The organism is Prevotella nigrescens, assembly GCF_031191185.1.
In the GTDB taxonomy this organism is placed as follows: Bacteria; Bacteroidota; Bacteroidia; order Bacteroidales; family Bacteroidaceae; genus Prevotella; species Prevotella nigrescens.
Genome location: NZ_CP133464.1, coordinates 73,076 through 89,402 on the forward strand (window position 1 = coordinate 73,076; position 16,327 = coordinate 89,402).

The 16,327-nt window shown below is 46.3% G+C and carries 12 protein-coding genes; 2 read left to right on the top strand and 10 right to left on the bottom strand.

What is annotated here, in order from left to right; all coding sequences use genetic code 11:
- The first annotated feature begins 4 nt into the window (after positions 1 to 4).
- Positions 5 to 2,128 carry a S46 family peptidase gene (locus RDV52_RS00270; RefSeq protein WP_004367397.1) on the top strand — a complete coding sequence of 708 codons (2,124 nt, stop codon included), beginning with the start codon at positions 5 to 7 and terminating at the stop codon, positions 2,126 to 2,128.
- Positions 2,129 to 2,289: 161 nt separating this feature from the next.
- On the opposite strand, the gene RDV52_RS00275 is transcribed toward RDV52_RS00270, so the two are convergent.
- A complete protein-coding gene (locus tag RDV52_RS00275; RefSeq protein WP_004367398.1) occupies positions 2,290 to 2,778 on the bottom strand; it encodes an outer membrane protein in 489 nt (162 codons plus the stop codon).
- A 308-nt stretch (positions 2,779 to 3,086) separates the two neighbouring features.
- On the bottom strand, positions 3,087 to 3,443 hold the full coding sequence (locus tag RDV52_RS00280) for a hypothetical protein (RefSeq protein ID WP_004367400.1): 357 nt from the start codon (positions 3,441 to 3,443) through the stop codon (positions 3,087 to 3,089).
- A 229-nt stretch (positions 3,444 to 3,672) separates the two neighbouring features.
- On the opposite strand from RDV52_RS00280, the gene RDV52_RS00285 reads away from it, so the two are divergent.
- Positions 3,673 to 4,185: a HutD family protein gene (locus RDV52_RS00285; RefSeq protein ID WP_004367404.1), complete on the top strand. Its 513-nt coding sequence runs from the start codon at positions 3,673 to 3,675 to the stop codon at positions 4,183 to 4,185.
- 364 nt (positions 4,186 to 4,549) lie between these two features.
- On the opposite strand, the gene RDV52_RS00290 is transcribed toward RDV52_RS00285, so the two are convergent.
- From RDV52_RS00290 to RDV52_RS00325, 8 genes are all read right to left on the bottom strand, one after another.
- A complete protein-coding gene (locus tag RDV52_RS00290; RefSeq protein WP_004367405.1) occupies positions 4,550 to 5,491 on the bottom strand; it encodes a hypothetical protein in 942 nt (313 codons plus the stop codon).
- An 18-nt stretch (positions 5,492 to 5,509) separates the two neighbouring features.
- Positions 5,510 to 6,778, bottom strand: a complete 1,269-nt coding sequence (purD, locus tag RDV52_RS00295) for a phosphoribosylamine--glycine ligase (RefSeq protein WP_004367407.1) — start codon at positions 6,776 to 6,778, stop codon at positions 5,510 to 5,512.
- 66 nt (positions 6,779 to 6,844) lie between these two features.
- Positions 6,845 to 9,052: a S9 family peptidase gene (locus tag RDV52_RS00300; protein ID WP_004367409.1), complete on the bottom strand. Its 2,208-nt coding sequence runs from the start codon at positions 9,050 to 9,052 to the stop codon at positions 6,845 to 6,847.
- Positions 9,042 to 10,535, bottom strand: coding sequence for a THUMP domain-containing class I SAM-dependent RNA methyltransferase (locus RDV52_RS00305; RefSeq protein ID WP_004367411.1), 1,494 nt, complete (start codon positions 10,533 to 10,535; stop codon positions 9,042 to 9,044). Before RDV52_RS00305 ends, RDV52_RS00300 begins: the two co-directional genes overlap by 11 nt.
- Positions 10,536 to 10,915: 380 nt before the next feature.
- Entirely contained in the window at positions 10,916 to 11,788 is an 873-nt protein-coding gene (locus tag RDV52_RS00310; protein WP_004362440.1) for a sigma-70 family RNA polymerase sigma factor, read from the bottom strand.
- Positions 11,789 to 12,164: 376 nt separating this feature from the next.
- The gene (locus tag RDV52_RS00315) at positions 12,165 to 12,563 is read right to left on the bottom strand and encodes a hypothetical protein (protein ID WP_004367415.1); all 399 of its coding nucleotides are present in this window, start codon (positions 12,561 to 12,563) and stop codon (positions 12,165 to 12,167) included.
- Between the two features lie 580 nt (positions 12,564 to 13,143).
- Positions 13,144 to 13,797: a class I SAM-dependent methyltransferase gene (locus RDV52_RS00320; protein ID WP_004362437.1), complete on the bottom strand. Its 654-nt coding sequence runs from the start codon at positions 13,795 to 13,797 to the stop codon at positions 13,144 to 13,146.
- Positions 13,798 to 14,142: 345 nt separating this feature from the next.
- A complete protein-coding gene (locus RDV52_RS00325; protein ID WP_004367421.1) occupies positions 14,143 to 16,314 on the bottom strand; it encodes a cytochrome c biogenesis protein CcsA in 2,172 nt (723 codons plus the stop codon).
- Positions 16,315 to 16,327: the final 13 nt, after the last annotated feature.

The window sequence follows — 16,327 nt, forward strand, 5'->3', positions numbered from 1 at the left end:
AATTATGAAAAAATCGACTTTGGTCCTTGCCGGTATGCTCGCCATGAGCACTGCTTCCAAGGCAGATGAAGGTATGTGGACGCTTTTCAATCTACCCGATGCCGTTTATACGCAGATGGTAGACTATGGTTTTTCGTTGCCTTGCGACATGCTTTACAACAACCCGAATGCCATTAGTAACTACGTAGTAAACTTCTCCGGCTTCTGTTCAGGCGTGGTCGTATCGCCCGATGGCTTGGTTTTCACCAACCACCACTGTGGCTTTGGTGCCATCAACGCCCACTCAACGGTGGAGCACGACTACATGCGCGACGGCTTCTACGCCAAGAACTTCGCCGAAGAACTGCCGAACGAGAACATGTTTGTTTCGTTCATGCGTGCCCAAGACGACATTACGGGGCGCATTGCTCCCCTTATTGCAAACAAGTCGCTGAAGGAACAGGGCACGATTATCGACTCTGTGGAGAACGTTCTGAACGATTCCATCAAGAAAATCGACAAGACTTTGCACATCGAAGTGGCTCCGTTCTACGAAGGAAACAAGTATTACGCCACCACTTATCAGGACTTTACCGACGTGCGCCTTGTATTTACAGTGCCTAAGAGTATGGGTAAGTTCGGCGGAGACACCGACAACTGGATGTGGCCGCGCCAGACTTGCGACTTCTCAGTGTTCCGAATATACGCCGATCCCAAGACTAACGGACCTGCTCCCTACTCTAAGGACAACGTGCCGTACCACCCCGAGCACTTCGCACCCGTCAGTTTGCAAGGCTATAAGGACAAAGACTTCGCCATGACCATCGGTTATCCGGGCAGCACCAACCGCTACCTCTCTTCGTATGGCATTCGGCAACGTCGCGACATAGAGAATACAGCACGCATAGAGAGCCGCGACATCAAGCTCGCTATTATGAAAAAGTACATGGATGCCGACCAAAAAGTGCGCATTCAGTACGAGTCTAAGTATGCTGGTTCTGCCAACTACTGGAAAAATTCAATGGGTATGAACAAGTGTATCGACTCCATCGGGCTTATCAGACAGAAGGCTGAATACGAAGGAAAGATAAGAAACTGGTTGGCAAAGCAGCCTAAAAAGGACGCTTCAATAGATGTAGACTTCAACAAATTGGAGCAACTCTATGCGCAAAACCGTCCTCTCATTCAGGTAACAAGCTATTGGGTAGAGTCGTTCTGGAAGACTACGGAGTTCTTTACACGTGCTACAAACGTTGGAACAAACATGCCTTTGAAAGGCTCGGCAGCCAATCCGAAGGCTCAATACGTAGAGTTTGCTGATAACAGCAACGATTGGAACTACGCATTAGACAAGGAACTGACTGCCGCAATGCTGGAAAACTATGCCAAGATGGTGCCTGCCGAATACCACCCGGCATTCTTCCAAACTGTAACAAAGAAGTTTGGAGGCAACTTCTACAAATATACCGACTGGCTTTACAAGACAAGTAAATTGCTGAAAAAGGGCGAGAAGTTCTATCCCAACGACCGTAAGAAGTTCCTGAAAGACCCTGGTGTAGTGGTAGGAGAAGAACTTATTAAGGCTTATAAAGATGTTCAGACCAAAGCACTACAGTTGTATGGAGAAATTAAGGCAGAGGAAAAGAAACTCACCGAAGCCAAAATCCAAATGGAAATGGACCTTCCACATTATAGCGATGCCAACTTCACGATGCGTCTAAGCTACGGTCAGGTAGGCGGTTATATGATTGGTGGCTTCAACAGCGGCTACTATACGACAGCCGAAAGCATTGTCAAGAAGTTTAAGCAAGCCGACAAGATTGCCGACTACAAGGCTGAACCAATCATGCTGAGCCTGCTTTCTTCTAACGATTTCGGCAAGTATGCCGACAAGACATCGGGCAAGATGCAGCTCTGTTTCCTTACGAACAACGACATTACAGGGGGCAATTCCGGTTCGCCGATGTTCAATGGAAAGGGCGAACTCATCGGTCTTGCATTCGACGGCAACTGGGACAGCCTCAGTTCCGACATCAACTTCGACCGTGAACTGGCTCGTTGCATCGGTGTAGACATTCGTTTTGTACTCTTCATGATGGACAAATGGGGACACGCCGACCGTCTGATTAAGGAAATAAACGCCAAATAAGCAAAGTCAAGACAACTATATGCAGGGCTTGAAAGCTCTGCATATAGTCAATGAGCATATACATTTAAACGAAGAAAGGTGTGGCAAACGAAAGTTCGTGCCACACCTTTTGTATTTCAACAGAGGCGAATGCGTGTCGCAAATGTCTCTATACGACAGCCTTAAAACTTATATGCCAAGCCCACACCAACTACCACCTGGTTGTAGTTGTCTATGATTTGATACTTCACTTCGGCATCTACGTTTACCTTATTTGTAAGCTCGTACTGAATGCCGGCACCGACATTGACTGCCAACCTTTCCTTCGTAGCCTTGATAGTCTCATGGTTTAACAGTTCGAGTTCAACGTTCCAGTTTGTGTAACCCAATCCCACGAGAGGATAAACCTTTGTCTTCGGGGCAATGTCGAACAGGTAATGGAGGTTCGCATTGATGTCCCACATAGACGTATAGTCTTTCTTAAAGAAGTAGTCTACGGAAGCTTCGCCTCTCAATCGGTCCGCAAGGAAGTACTGACCCTTTACTCCAATACCTGCATTTTTAATCTCTGACCCGTACGAAAGGTTTACACCTATCGCCTTTTCTCCCTTTTGTGCTGATGCTGAAATGCTCATGACGGCAGCACATACCAATACTAATAGTTTCTTCATTTTGTTGTTTGTTTATCTTGTTTTTGTGATACAGCCCATTTCATTCGCAGTTTCGACACAAAGAAAGCAGGTGAAACAAGTGGTGCTTCCTTGTTGTTGCAATGTACGAATGAGCTTCATGTTGTTTTTTTGCAAAGATAATTATAATTATTTAATATTGTATTAATTACATGAAAAAAGTGCTTTTTAGTGGTTGTTTTTCAGAAATTAATATACATTTTGGCTTAAATTAGACAGAAAAGAAACTGTGAACGGACGTTATGCCCGCTTCTCTTATGAGGCGACAGACGGATCTGTGCACGAGTGTTTCAGCTTTGTGCCTCCCATTCTTCCATTGCTTTCCGCCAGTCGGTGGCTTCTCCGCCGGCAATGGCTTCAGCATCTTGCCGAGCCTTGTCACGTTCCTTGTCGCGTGCTCGTTTCGCTTTCATGTCGGCAATGGTCTGTTCGTCGAGTATGGCAATGGCTCCACGACGTATTGCTTCGTGCAATTCTTCTTCTCCGAAAGCCTTTCCCGGCTGATTGAAATCGGAGATGTTAAACTCGTAATTTACCCGTAAATCGTGGCGCACCAGCTTCTGGCGATATCTATTCCCTGCATTTTTTAGCCGCAGAAGTTTTGCTATCGCCTTTATTTCGCTTTCCGAAAACTTGTTTCTTCCCATTCAATTATTGTTCAAAAACACCTCTAAAAAATAACGATGCCTTATATTTTCTAACCTATTAAACTGCAAATATACCATATTTTCTGTACAACTCCAAATATCGACTGTGCTTTTTCCTGTCTGTTGCGCAGCGATTATCTGCGTGAAAGGCAGACTTTTCAAAATTTAATCCATACCTTTGCAGCATTGAAACAACTACTATGGTTAAACAAAAATATACTTTTAAGACATGGAAATTATAACCCCGGCACAGTACAAGACTACCAATTGGAAGGGAGGGACTACACGACAGATATTTATTTGTCCTGCCGATGGCGACCTATCCGCCCGTCGTTTCGACCTGCGCATATCGTCTGCCATCATAGAACAGACCGAAAGCAACTTCTCCGACTTCTCCAGCTTTACACGATACATACTTCCTTTGGAGGGCGAAATAACATTGTTGAGAGACGGACGACGCATTTCGCTTTCGCACAACGAGTTGTACAGGTTTGAAGGCGACGAGTCCATAAGTTCCGAAAACACGCCGGGGGCGATAGATTTCAACATTATAGTGCGCCACGGAATTGGCATCGACGTTGCCATTATGCAAGATGTGCAGCTGACCGACGACAGGGAAACGGTGGTATTTGCACTCGACGACATCACAATAGACGGACAACATATTGATAAATACAGCACTGCAATTGTCAGTCAATCGTTCTTTTTGGAAGGGCGTGCTGCCATTGCAAGGTTCAGATAGGTTTGATGTTCCGTACAAAAGGTCTGGCAATTTGTGCCCCAACATTAAGCAACATTTAGCAATACTTTCTCTCTGCCTTCCTGGCAACACCGTCGGGAGTTCTTGAAACAGGCTCTTTTGCAATGCAAAACAGACCCTTTTACCATGTAAAAGAGCCTGTTTTGCGTTACGAAAACACATTGCAGCCATAACAAGTATTATATCAATGTGTTACAAGAATAACGCAACCGCTTTCTTACGGAACAATTTCTACAAAGCAACAATCCAAAATCGACCGTCAGAGTCTGCCCAGATTGGGAGTAAAAAGCCGATTTTGGTTTTGTATTTGCCATTAAAATGATATTCGGCAACTACTGTTCCTTGCTTAGCGCAAATAAGAAAGAAGATTGAAAACCGTTATTGCAATGGTTCCAAGAGCAAGGAATTTGAAAGTGAAATTAGTGAATTTGGTATTGGTCAATGCAAAGAAGTGGGCAATAAGGGGTGCCGTCGATGCGATGATGATGCCAAGAAGGGCATCGAAATGTTGCGGTTGCAGACATAGAAAAATAATGGAAAGCGTATTCATTTGAATGAAAAAGCTGTAAAGCATACGGGTGCGGATGCTGTCGGAATGCCTCTTATGCAGATAGTGAACAGTTCCGATGAGAGCACAAAGCAGTATCCATGCACCCGTAATGAACTGATTTGCAGAAAGCAGCCAATAGTTTGCAATGCTGCCAAAGGCAAATAGCTCACCGAAATGGCGCGATACTGTCTGCCATTCGCCTTGATAAAGTATGATGCCGAGTGCCACAAGATTTGGCAAAATCAGTCCGAAAATCGACGAAACATAGTTGCGGAAGCTTGTTGCCTGGAGGCGTGTATGCATTAATATCCAGACAACGGGGACATAATAGAGAACCTGCACCCAGACGATACTGCTAAGTCCGAGACAAAGAAAGGCGTAAAACACCCACCCTTGCGACCGTCTGTCTTGATAACAACGAAACAAACAAGTGTAAGAACCCACGATACAAAGTGCCACACTGGCTGCACGCATAGACACAAACAGGAAGGTTGCCATGGTGGTGAGTGCCATATAACAACACGACACCATACGACTGAAGATGCGTATGAGTGCATTCGTGTTGTTAAGTTCCATCATAAGAAAGGTGGAAAAGAGCATGCAAAGCAACGGAACAATAGCCAGCGAGTCGTTGATACAGACGATGACCCATACCGAAAGAGCCATGATGGTTGTCGCGGCAACCGTCCATCGGCTTTCGGAAATCCTGTTCTGCAGTCGTTTGCGCCTTATACTCATTCCTTTCCAAGCACGATTTTATAGGTCGCAACCAATATCCTTGCGGAAGTATTTGCCTGTAAACTCTATTTTTTCTGCTTCTGTGAAGCTCTTGAACAAGGCGTCGTCTTTGGTCGGACCGTATGAGGCGACTGTCAAGACCCTGCCTCCATTGGTAACAAGTTGCCCATCTTTCATTGTTGTACCATTGTGGAAGAGCACCGAAAACTCTGAACAATCGTAGTTGCTGATGGGGTATCCCTTTGTATAAGCACCTGGATAGCCACCGCTAACCAGCACAATGCTCACCACGGAACGGGCGTCCGTTTCTATTTCACAATGGTCGAGCGCACCGTTTGCAACCCCTTCGAACAAGTCTACAATGTCTGTCTTCAGGCGCAACATGACGCTTTCGGTTTCAGGGTCGCCCATTCGGCAATTGTATTCAATCACCATTGGGTCGCCATCTACGTTGATTAAACCGAAGAAAATAAAGCCTTTATAGTCTATTCCCTCTGCTTTCAGTCCTTCTACCGTTGGTTTTATAATGCGATTTTCTACTTTTTGCATCCATTCGGCAGTTGCAAAGGGCACCGGAGAGACACTTCCCATGCCGCCAGTGTTAAGTCCTGTGTCGCCCTCACCGATGCGTTTGTAGTCTTTTGCCTCCGGAAGTATCTTGTAATTCGTGCCATCTGTAAGTATGAACACCGAACATTCGATGCCTGACAGGAACTCTTCGATGACGACTTTTCCTGACGCAATGCCGAACATACCCCCGAGCATCTGCCTTAATTCGTGCTTTGCCTTGTCCAAGGTAGGCACTATCAGCACGCCTTTGCCTGCCGCCAAGCCATCGGCTTTGAGCACATAAGGAGGCTTTAAGGTATCAAGGAACTTCAATCCAGCCTCTATCGTGGTGCTGTCGAAGGTGGCGTAGGCTGCCGTAGGAATGGAATGGCGCTGCATGAAGCCCTTTGCAAAGTCCTTACTGCCTTCGAGCACGGCACCAGACTTAGACGGACCGATAACAGGAATGTGGCTTGTGCGTGCGTCTTGCCTGAAATCGTCGTATATTCCGCCCACCAATGGGTCTTCAGGACCTACCACTACCATGTCGATAGCGTTGTCTGCAGCAAAGGTTTTAAGCTTTTCGAACTCGTTTACACCTATCGCAACGTTCTCGCCACAAGCTTCTGTGCCTGCGTTACCCGGCGCAATGAATAGCTTTCCGCACTTTTTGCTTTGTGCAATCTTCCATGCCAAAGCGTGCTCGCGACCGCCACTGCCCAACAATAATATCCTCATAAGCGCCTGTCCTCCTTTATTCTGTAATGTCTTTCTTACTGTTTCGTGTTCTGTCTGTCTGATGATTTACTTCAGATAGTCTTCGAAATATTGTGTAATTCTTTCGTGCAAGTGAACACTTTGATGTCCTCTCATGTTGTGAGGCTCACCCGGATACACAAAGAAATCGGGCTGAGTGCCTGCCGCAATGCACGCCTTAATGAACGTGAGACAGTGTTGTGGCAAGACTACAGGGTCGTTTAAACCAGTAATAATCTGCAGTTTACCCTTCAATTCTTTTGCCTTTGGCAAGAGCGAAGTCTTTGCATAGCCTTCCGGATTGGTTTCCGGTGTGTCCATATAGCGTTCTCCGTACATGGCTTCGTACCACTTCCAGTCGATAACAGGACCTCCGGCAACGCCCACTTTGAAGGTTTCGGGATAGTTTGTAATGAGCGAAATCGTCATGAAACCACCGAACGACCAGCCATGAACGCCTATGCGGTCGGCATCAACAAAGGGCAATGTCTTCAGATACTTGACTCCTTGCATCTGGTCGCGCATCTCTACCTGACCGAGTTGGCGGAAAGTGGCTTGCTCGAACGCCTTTCCACGATTTTCACTTCCACGATTGTCGATGATGAAAAGCAAGTATCCTTTCTGCGCCATGTAGGTTTCCCAAGAGCGAGAACCGTAATGCCAGCTCGCATCAACGTTGTGGGCGTGTGGTCCTCCATATACATACACCACGGTAGGATACTTCTTCGATGGGTCGAAACCTACAGGCTTAACCATTCGCCAGTACAAATCGGTGGTGCCATCGTCGGCTTTCAGCGAGCCGGAACTATACTCCGGAACACTGTAACCCGCCCATGGGTCTTTCGCAGTAAGCCAGTTCTTTATAGCTGGACGCTTGGTTCCGATGGTTATTATGTCTATTTTGCGAGGCACAGCAGGCTCTGTATAGTTGTCTACAAGGTACTTTCCACCATCGCTAAGCGTTGCGTAGTGGTAGCCTTTGCCATTATCCAAGAGGGTGCGAGTACCATTCTCAACGTTCACTGCCCATGTATTGCGCTGTATGGGGCTGCATTCGTTAGACACATAGACGATGGATTTCGCCTTGTTGTTAAAGCCTAATACGTCCATAACCACCCAATTGCCCTTTGTTATCTGTTTTATTCGCTTGCCGTCTTTATTGAATAAGTAGAGATGAGCGTAGCCATCTTTCTGCGAAAGCATAACAAACTGGTTGGCATTCCATGGCAAAAAGAGGATAGGATGGGTTGGTTCGACGTACTTGGCGTCGGTTTCGCGATACAATTCGGCTATTTGCTTGCCGCTTTCAGCATTGTATGACACCAGACGACAGTCGTTCTGGTCGCGGTTTAGTTCGAACATGTAAATGGTTTTGCTGTCCGGGCTCCACTGAATGTTGGTGAAATAGCGGTCAGTAGGGTCGCCTGCATCGAGGAAAATGGTTTTCTTGGTATTAATGTCGTACACTCCTACGGTTACGTTGTGGGTCTTCTCGCCTGCCATGGGGTATTTCGTGGGTTCCGGAGTAGCTATGCGCGACTCGCCTTTTGCGGGTTTCCAGTCTACTTCCGGTATGTGAACGAGCGGATAATCGGTTACCATGCTTTGATCCATGCGGTAGAATGCCAGGCGATTTCCCGACGGACTCCAGAACAAACCGCCCTTAATGCCAAACTCGTTGCGGTGTACGGCTTCTCCATACACTATGTTTCGCGAACCATCGGTAGTAAGCTGGTTGATGTTTCCGGCTTTATCGCAAACAAACAACTGGTCTTTCAGTACGTAAGCCATAGCCCCCGACACCTTATTATATGCTTGAACCTGTGTGCCAGGCACTATTTCGATGGCGTCTTCAATCCATTTGGTCTTGAAATTGACGGTTAAAAGTTCTTTTCCAGTAGCTATTTGAACCAATGGTTGGTTGGCAGATGGAAAAGAAACTTGGTACAACGAGCGTACTGTTCTGTCGATATTACTTTTTGAAGGTATGTTATTTATGTCGTCGAGCGTGAATAATGTAGTCTCTTTCAGTGTGTTTGGGTTTACAATAGTGCACTTGTCCTTGTCTAAATGCACAATCTGGTCGCCCCACCACGTGGTGTAGCGGTTTTCTGCCCGCATGTTCTGAAAGTTTTTACCGCCGAAGTTGAGGTCTTCGAGTGTGAATTTTTTCTGTGCCATAACGTTGTCTGGCAATGCAATACCCATGGTTGCGATTGCCAATCCTGCACTTACAATTAGGTTTTTAGTCTTCATTTGGATTATATTTGTCTTTTTTACGGAACTTGCCGCCTTTGTTTCCTTTGTCGAATCGCTTGGCATCGAACTTCTTTTTGCCACGGAACGAGTTTCTGTCATCGTCGAACCGGTCATCGTTCCGGAAGTTTTTGCGTCCGCCACGCCTACCATATTCAGACCTCTTTCCGCCTATAGAGACGTTGTGTTCGAAGCTGTGGAAAGTGAAAGAACGTATATCTCCCTCTTCGTTTTCCTCGGTTTCTTCGAGGCGTTTCTTAAATTCGCGGTTCTTTTTGAAGCGATGCTTCTGTGCCATTTCGAGCTTTTCGTCCTCCGTCTTTACGATTCCGCCCTCTGCACGGAAGTTGTTCAGCTTACCATCAAACATCTGATAGCGACGGAATTCGCATTCTAACGACCCATTATATACTGGTATTTTGATGCTCGGTTTCAGCCCTATTTCACGGAAACATTCCTCCCGATACGACAGAATCCAAGCTTCGTTGCCAACGAACTGGTGCTTTAAGCGTTCGCCAATCATCTTGTATGTGCCTAAAAGATTGGGGGTCGAGATGCGTTCTCCGTATGGCGGATTCATCACAATGATGCTCTTTTGGGCTGGCTGGGTAAAGTTTTTAAAGTCTTTGTGCTCTATTGTTATATCTTTAGAGAGCCCTGCTGCCGCTACGTTTATCTTTGCAGTGTTCACTGCTTTCATCTCTATGTCGTAGCCATAGATATGGTGCTCGAACTCGCGCTCCTGCGAATCGTCGTTGTATATCATGTCGAAGAGGTCCTTATCGAAGTCTGCCCACTTCTCGAAGGCGTATTCTTTGCGGAACACGCCCGGCGATATGTTGCGTGCTATGAGGGCTGCCTCGATGGGCAAGGTGCCTGAACCGCACATTGGATCGATGAAATCGGTCTCACCTTTCCAGCCTGTCAACAAAATCATACCTGCCGCAAGTACTTCGTTCAGGGGTGCTTCCACATTTTCCTGGCGATATCCCCGACGGTGCAAAGACTCTCCACTGGAGTCGAGCGACAGGGTTGCCTTGTCTTCAGCAACGTGTATATTCAGCCTGATATCCGGGTTACTGACCGATATATTCGGTCTGACGCCTGTGTTTTCGCGGAACTGATCCACGATAGCATCTTTTACTTTATAGGTTACAAAGCGCGAGTTCTTGAACTCTTCGGAGTACACCACCGAGTCAACCGAGAATGTCTTGCCTTTCAAGATGTACTTGCTCCAATCTATTTTCTTCACTTCTTCGTACATGTCTTCGGCACTCGTAGCCCTGAAATGGGCGATTGGCTTGAGTACTCTTATGGCTGTGTGCAGCTGGAAGTTGGCGCGGTACATTGTTTCTTTATTTCCAGTGAACGACACCATGCGTCGTCCTATCTGCACGTTGTTGGCACCCAGCTGGGTGAGCTCCTGCGCCAAGACCTCCTCTAACCCCATAAAGGTCTTGGCAATGAGTTCAAAATCTTCCATTAATCTGTCTGTTAAAGCTTTTATCTGCCTACATTCCAGTGTACGTTGCGGACTGTCCGGCAAGATGTCATTTCTTGTTTATGATGTTATTTTTTCTGCTTTTTCAAAATATTCTTACGGTCATTACGTGGCTGCATCTGCCCTTTTACGCCGGCAGAAAGGTTGTAACGACTTTGCAAAGATAATGATTTTCAACGAAAAAACAAGTAAGTTGTATAAAAATATGATGGCAGCAACAGACTTTTTCAGAACAAAATTCCCCATCATCGCACTGATGATGGGGTTTGTGCCTTTTTATATTGAAGTGTATCGGCAAGTTTCAGGTGTCTTGAGACAAACGGCTTTGCTGATTATCAGTCTTGTTTCTACACCTTATTATATTAGCCAAGATACTTCATCAATACTCGTACGTTGCCGCTCAATCGTATTTTTTCGATTGCCTTTTCCCGAATCTGGCGTACACGTTCGCGTGTAAGCTGCATCTCCGTGCCTATTTCTTCCAGACCTTTTTCCTGGCAACCGATACCGAAACATTCGATTACGATTTTGCGTTCACGATCCTTCAACGTGTTCTGCAGCACCGATTTAAGATCGTCTGACATCGATTCGAAGTCTACACCACGGTCTGTTCGCGAATCATCTCCCGACGCCAACATGTCGCTCATGGAGTTATCGTCGTCGTCGCTAAACGGTGCGTCGATGCTCATGTGGTGGTTATCGGCGTTCTGACTCTGGTGAATGCGTGCCTCATCAATGCCGGTCAGCTCGGCCAACTCGTGGATTGACGGCCGGCGGTTGTGTTTTTGAATAAACTCGTTGGTTACCTGGTTTATCTTTGATATGGCTCCCACCTGGTTCAAGGGCAGGCGCACAATGCGACTTTGCTCTGCAATGGCTTGCAGAATGCTCTGTCTGATCCACCAAACTGCATATGAGATAAACTTAAATCCGCGTGTCTCGTCGAACTTTTCGGCTGCCTTTACAAGACCAATGTTGCCTTCGTCTATAAGGTCGGTGAGCGAAAGACCTTGATGCTGGTATTGTTTAGCAACGGAAACCACAAAGCGCAGGTTTGCCTTTATGAGCTTCTCTTTTGCTCGTTCGCCTTTTTTGCCGCCTTTATGAATCTCTTGAGCAAGCTCAATTTCCTCATCAACGGTAATCATTGGTTCACGTCCGATCTCCACCAAGTACTTGTCGAGTGCTTCGCTGGAACGGTTGGTAATACTTTTTGAAATCTTAAGTTGTCTCATTAGATAGAATATACCTAAATATTAAATATGGTGTTAAGTTACGTCAGGATAGACGTAATTTTGTACAAAGTTACTAAATATTTATCGAACTACAAAATTTTGGACTATAATATATTTTTTATTAACATCTCGCACCTCGTTTCTTCATCTGTTCTGTGGTATTTCCTTGCAAATGGTATGCCAAAGGTTATGTCTTGTCAGTCTTATTTTAGTCAGATTGCTTGTTTGGTTTAGACTTTGTAAAGAGTTTTCCCCGAAAGCAGACATGCGTCTATCTTTCGGGGAAATCTGTTGTGTTACAGCTACAAACATTTGTTTGCAGCTACCAATTCCTATCGAAACCAAGCTGATGCTTTGTTCTTTTGCCGTCAGTTTCTTAGCGTTTCTTCTGTGCCTTTTTGGCAGCTTCCTTTGCTTCGCACTTTACCTTAGCGTTATGCATAGCATTCTTGCAGTCCTTCTCGGCTCTCTGGCAGACGTTCTTTGTTTTGCAACAGGTCTTCTTTGCAGCCTTTTCCACTTTCGCTCCGTCGCACTTTACGGCTTTGCACGCTTTCTTAGCATCGCACTTCATTGCGCAACCTGCCCTATGTGCAGTCTTCTTTACTTTCGCTTCGTCGCACCTAAAGTCTCCTTCCATCTTCTTTCCAACAGTGCAAATCTTAGCCTTTGCAGTCGGAGTTTTCTTACAGGTGTTTGTGGTCTGAGCCTGTACTGTTGTCGCGCTTAGCGCCATTACCGCAATCAACGATAATGCAATTTTACGTATTTCCATTCTTTTTCTCTTATGAATTAAACAAAAATGTTATCCAAAACTGATATTAAGCAGTTATTGTTATCCACTTAAACCAATCTTATATCTCTGCAAATATACCCAGATTTAATTAGTTTTCCAAATGTATTGAACTTCCTTTATTTGTTTTTAACAGTTTTATAGAGGTCTTCCTGCCCTGTCTTGCCGTCAGCGTTCCGTGCCATCAACACCTTATTCTATATAGGACTGTGAACGACAGGAGTGTTTCTGCATTGCGAAAGAGCCTGTTTTACGATGCAAAACAGGCTCTTTTGCCGTGCAAAACAATGGGTTTTGAAATGCCAGAGCATAGCGATTGATTGATTGCTGTCCGATAAAACATCAAAATTACATAAACACCTATCAACCAATACAGTTGCCGAAACCATTGCAGATAAGCCGCAGCCTACTGATAGCCAATGGGTACAAGTTTCATTTCAAAACATTGCGAAATACAGGAAAGTGCCCTTTCAGCAAGCAAACTATCCTCTTCCATCTCTGGAAAAGGTGGCGAGTGGGGTCTCCGTCCACCTCGCAGGCAGTGCCGGAGCAGTCCGTTCCGTCAGTCATTCCTGACCACGACGATGCGCGAAAGCCCAAAGAGATTGCACGAATAACTCTTCACTACGTTCCAGTCGAGGTTCTCCACATAGGTCTGATAAGAGAATTTGGATTGAAATCCTATCTTCGTGGCAAACGGACTGACTATCTTTTCAAACACAGCCCACGGGGAGCGGACGCCCGAAAAGTGGTTGGCGATGATGATGAAACCGTCCTTTTTGCAGACGCGCCTCACCTCGTTGATAAGCTTAAAGGGGTCAGGGGTAACTGAATAGGTGTAGGGCAGCGTAACGCAGGTAAAGTGATTATCGGGAAACGGCAGCTGCTCGCCATTTACCTGCATCAGCGACACGGTGGCAGTGCAGTCTCTGTCCACTTTCTCTTGGGCTTTGTCGAGCATCTCCTTGGAGATATCTATGCCTGTAACTGCTACGTCCTGCGGATACATCGGCAGCATAAGCCCGGTTCCTACGCCCACTTCGAGCACGTCTTTGGTGTCAATTGCCTTCATTTCCTTGACGATTGCCCGACGCCCTTGCTGGAATACGCTACCGAAAAGCAGGTCGTAGAGCGGTGCGTAGCGTTTGTAACATTTGATGATTTTCGACTCGTTGGTGTAGTTCTCGGCTGATGTGGCAGTGCCTGGCTTTTTCATACGCTTTGTTAATGTTCTGTTATAAGTTAGGAAAATAGTCATTCAATGCGTGTGGGAAACAGCAGAGAAGTGCCGTGTATGCAGTCTTTCCTGCACTTCAATGCAACCTCTTATCTACCTTGTCGGGAGCTTCAGCCCTCTGTGCAGATAGCCCGTTCACGCCTTTCAATGCTACAAATGTAGGAAATATTTATGGAATTATCAACTTTTTTGTGATTTTTCTGCATTCTGTCGCATTTCAAGAGCAAGCGTACGGCAATCACATTGTTTATTAACAAGTTACACTTTGGATGCTGTTGTGCCTATGTGAAGTTCCCCCTTTACAGTTATCGGTTGGACGAAGAACTATGCATAGGAGTGCATACCGCCCAGAATGTAGTTCACGCCAAAGTATGTCATCAGTATGCTAAGGAATGCCAGGAACATGAAAAGGTGGTATTTGTCTGGCTTTCGGAACTGTGGCAGACTGTAAGAATGTAACGGTATGGCATAAATCATGAAGGTAATGAGCGCCCATGTCTCCTTTGGGTCCCACCCCCAGTAGTTGCCCCAGCTGATGTTTGCCCAGATGGCACCGATGAAAATGCCCAGTCCGAGCGTGGTGATGGCAGGATATAAGAAGATTTGAGATAGGGTTGTGAGCTGCGAATTTATCTGAACGATGTTCGCCTTGGTGCTTCGTCGGGTGCAGAAATACGCCACTGCACAGACAAAAGTGAGCGAAAGCAGTGCATAAGACACCATGATGATGCTGACGTGTATGCTCAGCAGCGGACTGTTGAGCACGGGCATGCGGGGCGTTATGCCGGGATCCATTTCGCCAAGATGGCTCACAAGGAGCATAAAGCCACTGGCAAGCAGTCCGAAAGTGGTCATAATCTGTAGCTTACGTGTGGTTGCAATCGACACAATCATAATAAGCCACGACAGCAGAAGCATTGTTTCGTAGCCGTTGGCAAGGGGTATGGTTCCGTTTATTATCCACCGCAACGCCAGCGTAAAGGTGAGAACGCACCACGACAGCCCCATGAGCCACGTGAAAAGGGCATATCTACGAGGACGGGCAAGAAAGAATATGGAGAGCAAGCCGAGCGTAAGATTGACGATGAAAAGCACCGTTGCAAACTGAAAACTATTGTATATGCGTTCGGCACCTATTTCTGTACGGCTCGGGACGGTAGATCCGCCATAGCGATATTGGTATTTTCGCAACTTAAAAATAAGGTCGTTGAGCATGCCAACCTTGTCTTGCACAGCCAGTTGCCCCGCTAAAGAGAGAATGGAGCGTATGTATTGCTGTTGAGCCGCAGGCATGGAACGAGGCAGCTTGTCGGTAGGTGCGAACCAATCTACACTGCCGTTGGGGGCTGTGTAGGGGAATATCTTTAGCGTTTCGCCCTGTATCAGGTTCATCAGAAGCATCATTTTGTCGTCGGTATCGAGTATCTGCTTCGCTATTTCGTCTTGTTCGCCCTGCGCATCTTGCAAGTATGGACCAAGAATATAGCCTTGCTGTGCAAACAAACTGATGGGTGCAATGTATTCGTTCAGGCGCAATTTGGTTCGCAGTTCGCTCCCTTTGATTCGCAAAATGGGTTCGCGCATCCATTCCTGACGCCAGAACAGAAAGCCAGTAAGCACCTGACAGGGAGTGAATTTCTTATAACTTGCTTTGCCATAGAGCTTTTTGGTGAAGTCGATGGCGTAGGTCTCCACCGGACAAATGCGCCCGTTGTACACTATAAGCACCTTTCCGAACTCGTCGGCTGCGGCTTTTGGCAGTGCCGTCTGTGCCTTTGCAGCAGTGCCAACCAATAAAAGCAACAGCGAGACGGTGCCTTTTACGGCATTGGTGCGGAGCAAATGGCGGAAGTTTCCCTTGGGTTCGGTGAGCATTGCCACCAAAGAGAAGAACAGAAGGGCATAGCCCGTATAGGTAACGGGTATGCCGTAAGGGTCGGAATTGACGGAAAGGTAGGAGCCTTTCATGTCATCATCGTAACTGCTTTGGCAGAGACGAACCCCATAGCCGGTGTATATGTTGTTCATGGATATATTGTGTTGAGACTTGCTTTCGTCCTTGCTGACGGTTACATTCGATGCGTAGTCCATGGCAGCCATATTGCCTGCATGGTAAGAAACACTGAATTTGTTGAGCAAAAGCGTGAAAGGAAGCTCCCCGTTTCCGCCTTCCAGGTTTGTGTAAGTGGTTGTTGCCCTGCCTTGTCGAAGGTGTATTGTTCCTCGTTTTGCCGTTAAATGGGTAAGCAAGGCACCTGCTAAAATAACGACAAACGACAGGTGCAAGAGCACAATAATGGGGCGGCGGACCTTTTGTTTTACGAAGTAGACAATGCCTAACGCCGTGCCTACAGCCCACAAAAGGCTGAACCACCATGCTCCGAAGATGTTATTCGATACGTAATCCAAGCCCGTGTATTTCCCAATAACGGTTGCAACCGCCATCACAACAATAATGAGTACGTAGATTTTTTGGAGTGTTTTCTTTATTTGCATGTGCTAAAAGATA

Excerpts from the sequence above, each read along its gene's own strand:
- RDV52_RS00270 (WP_004367397.1), top strand. The coding sequence starts at position 5 with ATGAAAAAATCGACTTTGGTCCTTGCCGGTATGCTCGCCATGAGCACT.
- RDV52_RS00275 (WP_004367398.1), bottom strand. The coding sequence starts at position 2,778 with ATGAAGAAACTATTAGTATTGGTATGTGCTGCCGTCATGAGCATTTCA.
- RDV52_RS00280 (WP_004367400.1), bottom strand. The coding sequence starts at position 3,443 with ATGGGAAGAAACAAGTTTTCGGAAAGCGAAATAAAGGCGATAGCAAAA.
- RDV52_RS00285 (WP_004367404.1), top strand. The coding sequence starts at position 3,673 with ATGGAAATTATAACCCCGGCACAGTACAAGACTACCAATTGGAAGGGA.
- RDV52_RS00290 (WP_004367405.1), bottom strand. The coding sequence starts at position 5,491 with ATGAGTATAAGGCGCAAACGACTGCAGAACAGGATTTCCGAAAGCCGA.
- purD (WP_004367407.1), bottom strand. The coding sequence starts at position 6,778 with ATGAGGATATTATTGTTGGGCAGTGGCGGTCGCGAGCACGCTTTGGCA.
- RDV52_RS00300 (WP_004367409.1), bottom strand. The coding sequence starts at position 9,052 with ATGAAGACTAAAAACCTAATTGTAAGTGCAGGATTGGCAATCGCAACC.
- RDV52_RS00305 (WP_004367411.1), bottom strand. The coding sequence starts at position 10,535 with ATGGAAGATTTTGAACTCATTGCCAAGACCTTTATGGGGTTAGAGGAG.
- RDV52_RS00310 (WP_004362440.1), bottom strand. The coding sequence starts at position 11,788 with ATGAGACAACTTAAGATTTCAAAAAGTATTACCAACCGTTCCAGCGAA.
- RDV52_RS00315 (WP_004367415.1), bottom strand. The coding sequence starts at position 12,563 with ATGGAAATACGTAAAATTGCATTATCGTTGATTGCGGTAATGGCGCTA.
- RDV52_RS00320 (WP_004362437.1), bottom strand. The coding sequence starts at position 13,797 with ATGAAAAAGCCAGGCACTGCCACATCAGCCGAGAACTACACCAACGAG.
- RDV52_RS00325 (WP_004367421.1), bottom strand. The coding sequence starts at position 16,314 with ATGCAAATAAAGAAAACACTCCAAAAAATCTACGTACTCATTATTGTT.